This is a genomic window from bacterium (assembly GCA_035380285.1).
In the GTDB taxonomy this organism is placed as follows: Bacteria; Auribacterota; Erginobacteria; order Erginobacterales; family DAOSXE01; genus DAOSXE01.
The window spans coordinates 1-8,613 of the sequence record DAOSXE010000056.1; the positions used below are offsets into that span (position 1 = coordinate 1).

The window sequence follows — 8,613 nt, forward strand, 5'->3', positions numbered from 1 at the left end:
AGTCACCAAGGTGGACGGAGAGAGCACCGTGGTTTTCGAACTGCGGGTCCGCCACGAGGACATCGGCCGCGTAATCGGAAAAAACGGCCGGACCATCAATGCCATCCGCACTCTCCTCAACGCCATGGCGGCCAAGCGCAACATCCGGGCTTCGCTGGAAGTGCTCGACAGCGACACTCCGGCCGTCTGATCCGGCCGGTCGGAAGCATGGACGCGCCCGCTCCTTCGGGGGCGGGCGCGTTTGCATTCGGATCATGAGCGTCAATCCGATCAGGATCGATATCGTCACGCTTTTCCCGGGAATGTTTTCCGGCTATCTCGACGAGAGCATCGTCAAGCGGGCCCGGGAAAAGGGTCTGGTCCGTTTCCGGATCGTCAATCTTCGGGAGTACACCCACGACCGCCACCGCACCGCCGACGATCGCCCCTATGGAGGCGGTTCGGGAATGGTCCTGAAGCCGGAACCCATCTTCGAGGCGATCGACGACCTCGCTTCCGCGGAATCGAGGGTCGTTTTGCTTTCGCCCCGGGGGGTCCCCTACCGTCAGGAGGCAGCCCGGCGCCTGAGCCGCGAGCGGCACCTGATCCTGATCTGCGGGCATTACGAGGGCGTCGACGAGCGGGTCCGGGAGGCCTTGGTCGACGAGGAATTGTCCGTCGGCGATTATATTCTCACCAACGGGGCCCTTCCGGCGCTGGTCGTGGCCGACAGCCTGGTCCGGCTGGTGCCGGGGGTTCTGGGCGACGAGGAGTCCAGCCTGGAGGAATCGTTCTCCCGGGGACTGTTGGAATACCCTCATTATACCCGGCCTCGGGTCTACCGCGGCCGGGAGGTTCCTCCGGTTCTGCTCTCGGGCGACCACGAGGCGATCGCCCGCTGGCGGCTGGAGCGGGCCCGGGAGATTACCCGCGCCAACCGGCCCGACCTGCTGGAAACGGGCGGCCGCGGCGGGGAAAATCCGTGAAAAAGCTTGTCATGACCGGTGCGGAAAGGTAAATATACCCGCCTGGATCAAACTTTTTGCACCCGAGGAACAACCCTATGAACATCATCGACAAGATCGAACGGGAACGGCTCAAGGACGATGTTCCCGAGTTTACCGTCGGAGACACTCTGGCGGTTCACGCCCGGATCATCGAGGAAGGCCGCGAGCGGATTCAGATTTTCACCGGTTACGTCATCGCCCGCGCCGGTTCCGGGGCGAGGGCAACGGTTACCCTCCGACGGGAATCGTACGGCCGGGGCGTGGAGAAAGTCTTTCCCATCCATTCGCCCCGCGTGGCCAAGATCGAACTCAAGCGCCGCGGCCGGGTCCGCCAGGCCAAACTCTACTATCTGCGCGACCGTCGCGGTAAGAAAGCCCGGGTCAAGGAAGACAAGCGCTAGATGCTTTCCGAGGAACTTTCCGCGCGCCTGGCCTGGGAGCGGAAATTTCACGCGCGGGGCCACCTGCGGGTGGCCGGCCTGGACGAAGCCGGCCGGGGCCCCTGGGCCGGGCCGGTGGTGGCGGCGGCGGTGATTCTGCCGGCGGTCTTCGAATTCGACCTTCCCATCGTGGATTCCAAGAAGCTCGCTCCCCGGAGAAGGGAGAAGGTTTTTTCCGCTCTGGCCGCGCTGGAAGGCATCGAGGTCGGGGTGGGACGGGTGGATGCGGACGAGATCGACCGCATCAACATTCTGCGCGCCACCCGCCGGGCCATGGAAGCGGCTCTCTCGTCTCTCGCCCCCCCGCCCTCGGCGCTCCTCATCGACGGGTTGACGCTTCCCGCCTGGGCCCGGCTTCCCCAGGAGGCCCTTTGCCGGGGAGAAGATCGGAGTGTCTCCATCGCCGCCGCTTCCATCATCGCCAAGGTCACCCGGGACCGGATCATGATCGACTACGACCGGGTCTACCCCGGGTACGGGTTCGCCGGGCACAAGGGATACGGGACCGCCGCCCACCGTGCCGGTCTCGAACGGTTGGGACCGTGCCCCATCCACCGCCGCAGCTTCCGGCCGGTAGCGCGGTTTTTGTGATGCCGTCGCCCCCCCGCGGGATTTATCCGCCGCTTCCCGGCGTTTTTTCCCCGCATTCGGCGCTCTTGCGCGCCGCTTCGATCAGGGAGATCAGGGTCGAGGCCTTCCCCGGGGCCGGACGTCCGATCGGAGCCAGTTCTTCCGGGGAATAGTTCGACTTCAGGAATTCCCGCACCGGCAACCGCCGGGCCCAGCATTCGAGTATCCTGGGGCAGGGCAGGCCCCCCCGTTCCCGTCGGCAGTAGGAGAAACCGAGGTGGTGTCCCAGCTTCCGGCAGTAGATCTCTTCGGAGTCGAATTCCTCTTTCACCGCCGGCGCCCGGACCCCGGTTTCCGGGCTACCATTTTCCGGTTTTGGCCAGGCTGGGCTTGGGAAGCCCTTCCAGTGCCTGCAGCGAAGTCCGGATCGCCTCGTCCGGCAGTTCATAATCTTCCAACTGGCCCTCGAAGTACTTCTGGTAGCCCAGCAGATCCATGAGTCCGTGTCCGCTGAGGTTGAAGACGATCACCTTCTCTTTGCCTTCCTCCCGGGCTTTTTCCGCTTCCTGGATGGCCGCGGCCACGGCATGGCTGGTCTCGGGGGCGATGATGATCCCTTCGCTGCGGGCGAAGAGCACGGCGGCCCGGTAGCATTCGAGCTGATGAATCGCCCGGGGGCTGATCAATCCTTCGACCGCGGCCTGGCTGACGAGCGGAGCCATGCCGTGGTAGCGGAGCCCTCCCGCGTGAATGGGCGGCGGAATGAAGTCGTGGCCCAGGGAGTGCATGGGGAGCAGGGGGGTCATGCGGGCGGTGTCTCCGTGGTCGTAGACGAAGGGAGCCTTGGTCAGGGAGGGGCAGGAGAAAGGTTCGACCGGTATGATCTCGATCTCCGCGCCGTTGATCTTATCGTAGATGAAGGGGAACGAGAGCCCGGCGAAATTGCTCCCGCCGCCGGCGCAGCCGATGACCACGTCCACTTTCTTCTCCCCGGCTTTTTTCAGCTGTTTTTTCGCTTCCAGGCCGATGATGGTCTGGTGGAGAAGGACATGGTTGAGGACGCTGCCCAGGGAATAACGGGTCTCGCCCTTGGGATCGGTGACGGCGGCCTCGATGGCTTCGGAGATGGCGATGCCCAGGGATCCGGGAGTGTCGGGGAGCTTTTCCAGGATGGCCCGCCCGGCGTTGGTTTCCGGGCTGGGACTGGGCACGCAGTCGGCGCCCCAGACCTGCATCATCACTTTCCGGAACGGCTTCTGATCGAAGCTGATGCGGACCATGAACACTTTGCATTCCAGCCCCAGCAGCGAACAGGCGAAGGCCAGCGCGCTTCCCCATTGGCCGGCGCCGGTTTCGGTGGTCAGGCGCTTGATCCCGAATTCTTTATTATACCAGGCCTGGGCTACGGCGGTGTTGGGTTTGTGGCTTCCGGCCGGGGAGAGGCTTTCGTTCTTGTAGTAGATCCGGGCCGGCGTGCCGATGGCCTTTTCCAGCGCCCGGGCCCGGTGGAGCGGGGAGGGCCGCCAGCGGTAGAGAATCTCCAGGATTTCTTCGGGGATATCGATCCACCGCTCTTGGCTGACTTCCTGTTCGATCAGGTTCATGGGGAAGACCGGGGCCAGCATGTCGGGGGTGACGGGCTGGCCGTCCGGCCCCAGGGGTGGCTGGAGGGGGGTGGGGAGGTCGGCGGCCAGGTTGTACCACTGGCGGGGGATCTCGTTTTCGTCCAACAGCACCTTGACGGTCATGAGTTCTCCTTTCGAGAAGGTTCCCGGGGTTACGTTACTACTGGTAGAAACATATAGGGCAAATGCCGGCCTCTGTCAATATCATTCGCCGGGGGCTTCGGTTCCGGGTTTATTCGAGGAGGGCCCGTTCGTAGGCGTCGAAGATGTTGCTGTAGGTTACCAGGCCGATCACCCTCAGGTCGCCGGGCCCCTTGAGCACCGGGGCGAACCCCTGGTAATGAGTCTGCATTCTTCTGAAGACCTCGCTCACCGGCTCGTCGGGGAAGGCCACCACCGGGTTCGTGTTCATGATTTCCTCCGCCCGCTGACCGGGGTCGAAGGCCTCGGCCAGAAAAGCCTGATGAAGTTCCTTGTAGGAAACGACCCCGATCAGGTTTCCCCGGGGATCGGTCACCGGCAGGCTGGTGTGGAGGGTCTTCCCCACTCTCCCTTTGAGTTCTTCCAGGGACATGTCCACCGGGATGGTCTGGACCGAGCGGATCATGACGTCTCCGATCACCATCGCTTCCAGCACGTCCTTCTTCTTGCCCCGATCCAGGTCCACGCCCTTGCGCCTGAGTTTTTCGGTGTAGACGCTCTCTTTCTTGATCCAGTGCGCGACCAGGGAGCTGACCACCACCGCCCCGATGATGGGGAGAATGATTTCGTAACTGTCGGTCATTTCGAAGAGGATGAAGATGGCCGTGATCGGAGCGTGGGCGGCGCCGGCGAAACAGGCTCCCATGCCCACCAGAGCGTAGCAGGCCGGTCCGCTGGTACGGCCGAAAATGGCCTCCATCGCGATTCCGTAAAGCCCCCCGGCCATGGCCCCGATGAAGAGGGAAGGGGCGAATACGCCGCCCGATCCCCCCGAGCCCAGGGTGAAACCGGTGGCGACGATTTTGAAACATCCCAGTAAAAGCAGGGAGAGCGCCAGCGCCTGGAGCGGGGTGGAGTCGTAGAGAACGCCGTTCATGACCTGGCCGATGGTGTGGTATCCGACCCCCATCACCGCCAGCGGGCTTCCCAGGGCATCGACCGGCACCAGCCTGACGGCGAAGTAGGCCATCAACCCCACCGCCAGCCCTCCGGTGGAAGCCTTGAGGTAGTCGGGGAACCGGAGCCGGTCGTACCAGTCTTCGAAATGTTCGAGAACATGGATGAAAAGTTTGGCCACGAACGCCACGAAAGCCCCCAGTCCCAGGTAAAGGACGATTTCGAAGGGAGAGGCCATCTTCAACGCGGTCGGGACGTCGAAGATGGGAGCGTTCCCCGAAAGCATCCGGCTGAGCAGGGCCGAGACGACCGAAGCGATGGCGACATAGATGAAATTGAGTCCGCGGAACTCCCCGAGGATCACCTCCAGAGCGAACATGATCCCGCCGAAGGGAGCGTTGAAGATGGCCGATATCCCCCCCGCCGCCCCGCAGGCGACGAAGGTCTTGATTCGTTGGGGGGGCATCCGGAAGATCTGGCCCAGGGTGGAGCCGAATCCGGCCCCGATCTGCACGATCGGTCCTTCGCTCCCGGCCGACCCCCCGGTTCCGATGGTGAGCGCCGAGGCGATGCTTTTTATGACGGCCACGATGGGCCGGATCCGGCCTCCTTTTTTCAGGACGGCGTACATGACTTCGGGAACACCGTGTCCTTTGGCTTCCCGGGCGAAAAGGTAGATCAGGGGGCCCACGATCAGGCCGCCGGCCGCCGGGAGCAGAATCAGCCATCCTCCCAGTCCGACGCAGTCCGCGGCCGTGTCCAGATGGCAGAGTTCTTCGACCAGCAGGATGAGAAACCGGAAAACGTAGGCTCCGGCGCCCGCCGCCAGGCCGATGATGATGGCGAAAGCGAAGGTGATCTGGATGGGGGATATCTTGAATCTGCTGATATTGCGCAGGAGAAAGCCGATCCAACCTTCGGCTCCCCCTTCGCAGGGCTTATGTCCTCTTCCGGCCATGGTGCGAAAGATAGTAAAGACAAATACGGACGGCGGCAATCTCAAAAGGCCGGAACCCGTGCATTGGCAACCGTTATCTGGTAGAATTATACATGGTCGAAAAATGCAATCAGGAAACGGGCAGGGCCGGGGAGGAACTGGCCGCCGGGTACCTGTCACGACGCGGATTCCGGATAGTGGAAACCAATTTCCGGGCACGCGGGGGGGAGATCGACATCGTCGCCCGCGAAGGGGAGACGGTGGTTTTCGTGGAGGTCAAGACCCGTTCCCGACGGGAAGAGATCTCCCCCCGTTTTTCGATCACCGCCCGCAAACGTTCCCGGATCGTCAAAGTGGCGCAGCAGTACTTGAAAAAAACTGGTTGTCCGGTCTACACGACCCCCGTCCGGTTCGACGTCGTCACCGTGGAGCTCGGGGCCGGGGAGGTCGATCATCTGCCCGGAGCCTTCCGGGCATGAAGCGACCGGGCGCGAAAACGGGAATGGTACTCGGGGCCGCGGTCCTGGCGGCCGCGCTGGCGGTCGGGGGCGGGGCCCGGGCCGAGGATCTCCGCTACTCCACCTACCTGGGCGGTTCCGATTACGAACTTTTTTACGGGCTGGCCGTGGCTCCGGACGGCGCGATCTGCGTGACGGGGATCACCGAATCGATCAACTTCCCCACCGTCAACCCCGTCCAACCGGGCCTGGCCCCCGGCTATAACGGCGACAGCGCTTCCGACGGTTTTGTCGCCCTCTTCTCTTCCGACGGGTCGTCCCTGATCTTTTCCACCTACCTGGGAGGGGATTGGAAGGACTTCGCTTACGACGCCGTTTTTACCGCTTCCGGGGAGATCGTGGTGACCGGTTCCACCCAGTCCTACGACTTTCCCACCCTCAACTCCTGGCAGTCGGAACTGAGCGTCGGCTCGGGGCCCCGGGATCCCAAGCGCGCCCAGGATATCTTCATAACCCGGTTCGCCTCCGACGGCTCCAGCCTGGTCTTCTCCACCTACTTCGGCGGTATCCGGGCCGAAAATAATTTCGGGCGCCCCGCCGTCGCCCTGCAGCCGGGAGGAGAGATCGTGATCGGGGGCGTTTCCGTCTCCGGGAATTTCCCCACCATCGATCCTTACGACGGGAGCCTGAACGGGGGCACCGACATGGTGGTGGCCCGGTTCGATTCCGGGGGCACGCCGATCTCATCCACCTTTTTCGGGGGCGAGTCCACCGACAACCTCCTGGGGTTGGCGGTGGGGACCGACGGGAGCGTTTATCTGGCGGGGCAGACCACGTCGGACGATTTTCCCACCTGCGGGGCCTACATGGCCGCGAACCCGGCCGACGAAGGGATATTGGTCGGCTGCCTGGCCCGTCTCGACTCTTCCTGCCGGACCCTCCTCTATGGGAGCTACTTCGGCGGCCACGCGTCCTTTCCCGAGTCGGTGCAGGACATCGCGGTCGACTCCGACGGAGCGATGTACATTCTCGGCTACACCAAGACCGACGACTTCCCCACCGCCAACCCTTATCAGGCCGCTCTGGCCGGCGCCGCCGACGCCTATGTGGCCAAGTTTTCCTCCGACGGGTCCACCCTGATCTACAGCACCTATCTCGGCGGCGCCGATTGGGACGGCAACGACGACGGCACCAGCTACAACGGGGGCATCGACGTCGACCCCTGGGGCCGCGCGTACGTGACCGCCCTGACCAAATCCTCCGACTTCCCCACCGTCCGCCCGTTCCAGGCCGCCCTGCGGGGGGACATCGACGGTTTCGTCGCCGTTTTTTCACCGGGGGGAGGCGACCTCGATTTTTCCAGTTATCTGGGGGGCAGCCTTACCGACCTGATTTCCGGGATCGCCCTGGGCTCCGATTATTCGATCTGCCTGGGCGGCAGCACCATCTCCCAGGATTTCCCCACCGTCGCCCCCTACCAGGCTTCCCTGGGAGGCATGGGCGATTATTGGGGGGACGCGGTGGTGGCGGTCGTGGAAGCGTTGGCCACGGTCCCGCCCACCCCCACGCCCAGCCCCACGCCCCCGGGCTACAAAACCCCGACTCCGAGCGCGACCCCGAGTTCGACCCCTTCGGCTACGCCCACTTCCAGCGTTACCCCCACTCCGACCCCGGCGGGATATCTGACCCCCACGGCCACGCCCACGGCCTCGGCCACCCCGACGGTTACTCCCACCTCCACCCCGGCTTATGGGACCGCCCCTCTGACCGTCTCCCAGGCCGAGGGCATGGCTCTTTCCCGGCCGCGATCCCCCCTTTACCACGGGTGGAAGTGGACGGTGGCCGAGGCCGCCGGGGAAAGCTGGATGGGACGGATTTACGATTATTCGGGCGAATTCGTCTCGTACACCTCTCTGCCCGAATCCGTTCCGGTCATGGTCAAAGTCATCGGCGGGGCCCTGCCCCCGGAGGTGGAGGAGGGAGATTATCTTTCCTTCACCTATACGGGGGAAAGCGGCCCCGGGCAGGCAGTCGGAATCTATCCTCCCGCGGTGTTCGGCCTGCAGACCGACGGTTCGGTGAGTTACTACGTGGCCGCCGACGGGAGCACCTACCATGACCGCTGGCTGACCAGCCTGGCCAAGGCCGTCCCCACCGCCACTCCCACCCCCACTTCCACTCCGACCCCCACTCCCCCCCCCACGGCCACCGTCACCCCCACCCCGACGCCGGCGCCTTCGGCTACTCCCAGCGCCCCGCCGACACCGGTGCCGACTCCCACCGGGGTGGGTTACCTGACTCCTACCCCCACTCCCAGCACTACCCCCAGCGCCCCGCCGACGCCGAGCACGACCCCGACCCCGGAATACGGCGCGGCTCCGCTGGAGCTGGAAACGGTCACCGACATGTATCTCTCCGCCTACCGTTCACCGCAGCCCTACGGCTGGAAGTGGGTGGTGGCGGAAGCGGGGACGGGGGAATGGCTGGGGCGGGTCTTCG

General features: G+C 64.3%; 9 protein-coding genes. 6 read left to right on the plus strand and 3 right to left on the minus strand.

What is annotated here, in order from left to right; translation table 11 throughout:
• The 4 genes from PLZ73_12335 to PLZ73_12350 all read left to right on the plus strand — a co-directional run.
• Positions 1 to 190 (plus strand): KH domain-containing protein (locus tag PLZ73_12335; protein HOO78661.1); only part of this gene is annotated, 190 nt, incomplete at its 5' end.
• A gap of 64 nt (positions 191 to 254) precedes the next feature.
• Positions 255 to 965 carry a tRNA (guanosine(37)-N1)-methyltransferase TrmD gene (trmD, locus tag PLZ73_12340; GenBank protein ID HOO78662.1) on the plus strand — a complete coding sequence of 237 codons (711 nt, stop codon included), beginning with the start codon at positions 255 to 257 and terminating at the stop codon, positions 963 to 965.
• Between the two features lie 77 nt (positions 966 to 1,042).
• The gene (gene rplS / locus PLZ73_12345) at positions 1,043 to 1,387 is read left to right on the plus strand and encodes a 50S ribosomal protein L19 (protein HOO78663.1); all 345 of its coding nucleotides are present in this window, start codon (positions 1,043 to 1,045) and stop codon (positions 1,385 to 1,387) included.
• Complete coding sequence (locus tag PLZ73_12350; protein HOO78664.1) at positions 1,388 to 2,017, plus strand: ribonuclease HII; 630 nt, start codon at positions 1,388 to 1,390, stop codon at positions 2,015 to 2,017.
• Between the two features lie 22 nt (positions 2,018 to 2,039).
• Here PLZ73_12350 and PLZ73_12355 read toward each other — a convergent pair whose 3' ends face one another.
• The 3 genes from PLZ73_12355 to PLZ73_12365 all read right to left on the minus strand — a co-directional run bounded on the left by PLZ73_12355 (position 2,040) and on the right by PLZ73_12365 (position 5,677).
• Positions 2,040 to 2,327, minus strand: coding sequence for a hypothetical protein (locus tag PLZ73_12355; protein ID HOO78665.1), 288 nt, complete (start codon positions 2,325 to 2,327; stop codon positions 2,040 to 2,042).
• Between the two features lie 28 nt (positions 2,328 to 2,355).
• The gene (locus tag PLZ73_12360; protein HOO78666.1) at positions 2,356 to 3,744 is read right to left on the minus strand and encodes a TrpB-like pyridoxal phosphate-dependent enzyme; all 1,389 of its coding nucleotides are present in this window, start codon (positions 3,742 to 3,744) and stop codon (positions 2,356 to 2,358) included.
• A gap of 109 nt (positions 3,745 to 3,853) precedes the next feature.
• On the minus strand, positions 3,854 to 5,677 hold the full coding sequence (locus PLZ73_12365; GenBank protein ID HOO78667.1) for a chloride channel protein: 1,824 nt from the start codon (positions 5,675 to 5,677) through the stop codon (positions 3,854 to 3,856).
• 92 nt (positions 5,678 to 5,769) lie between these two features.
• Here PLZ73_12365 and PLZ73_12370 point away from each other — a divergent pair, with 92 nt between their 5' ends.
• Positions 5,770 to 6,135, plus strand: a complete 366-nt coding sequence (locus PLZ73_12370) for a YraN family protein (GenBank protein ID HOO78668.1) — start codon at positions 5,770 to 5,772, stop codon at positions 6,133 to 6,135.
• Positions 6,132 to 8,613 (plus strand): hypothetical protein (locus PLZ73_12375; protein HOO78669.1); only part of this gene is annotated, 2,482 nt, incomplete at its 3' end. The genes PLZ73_12370 and PLZ73_12375, both read left to right, overlap by 4 nt.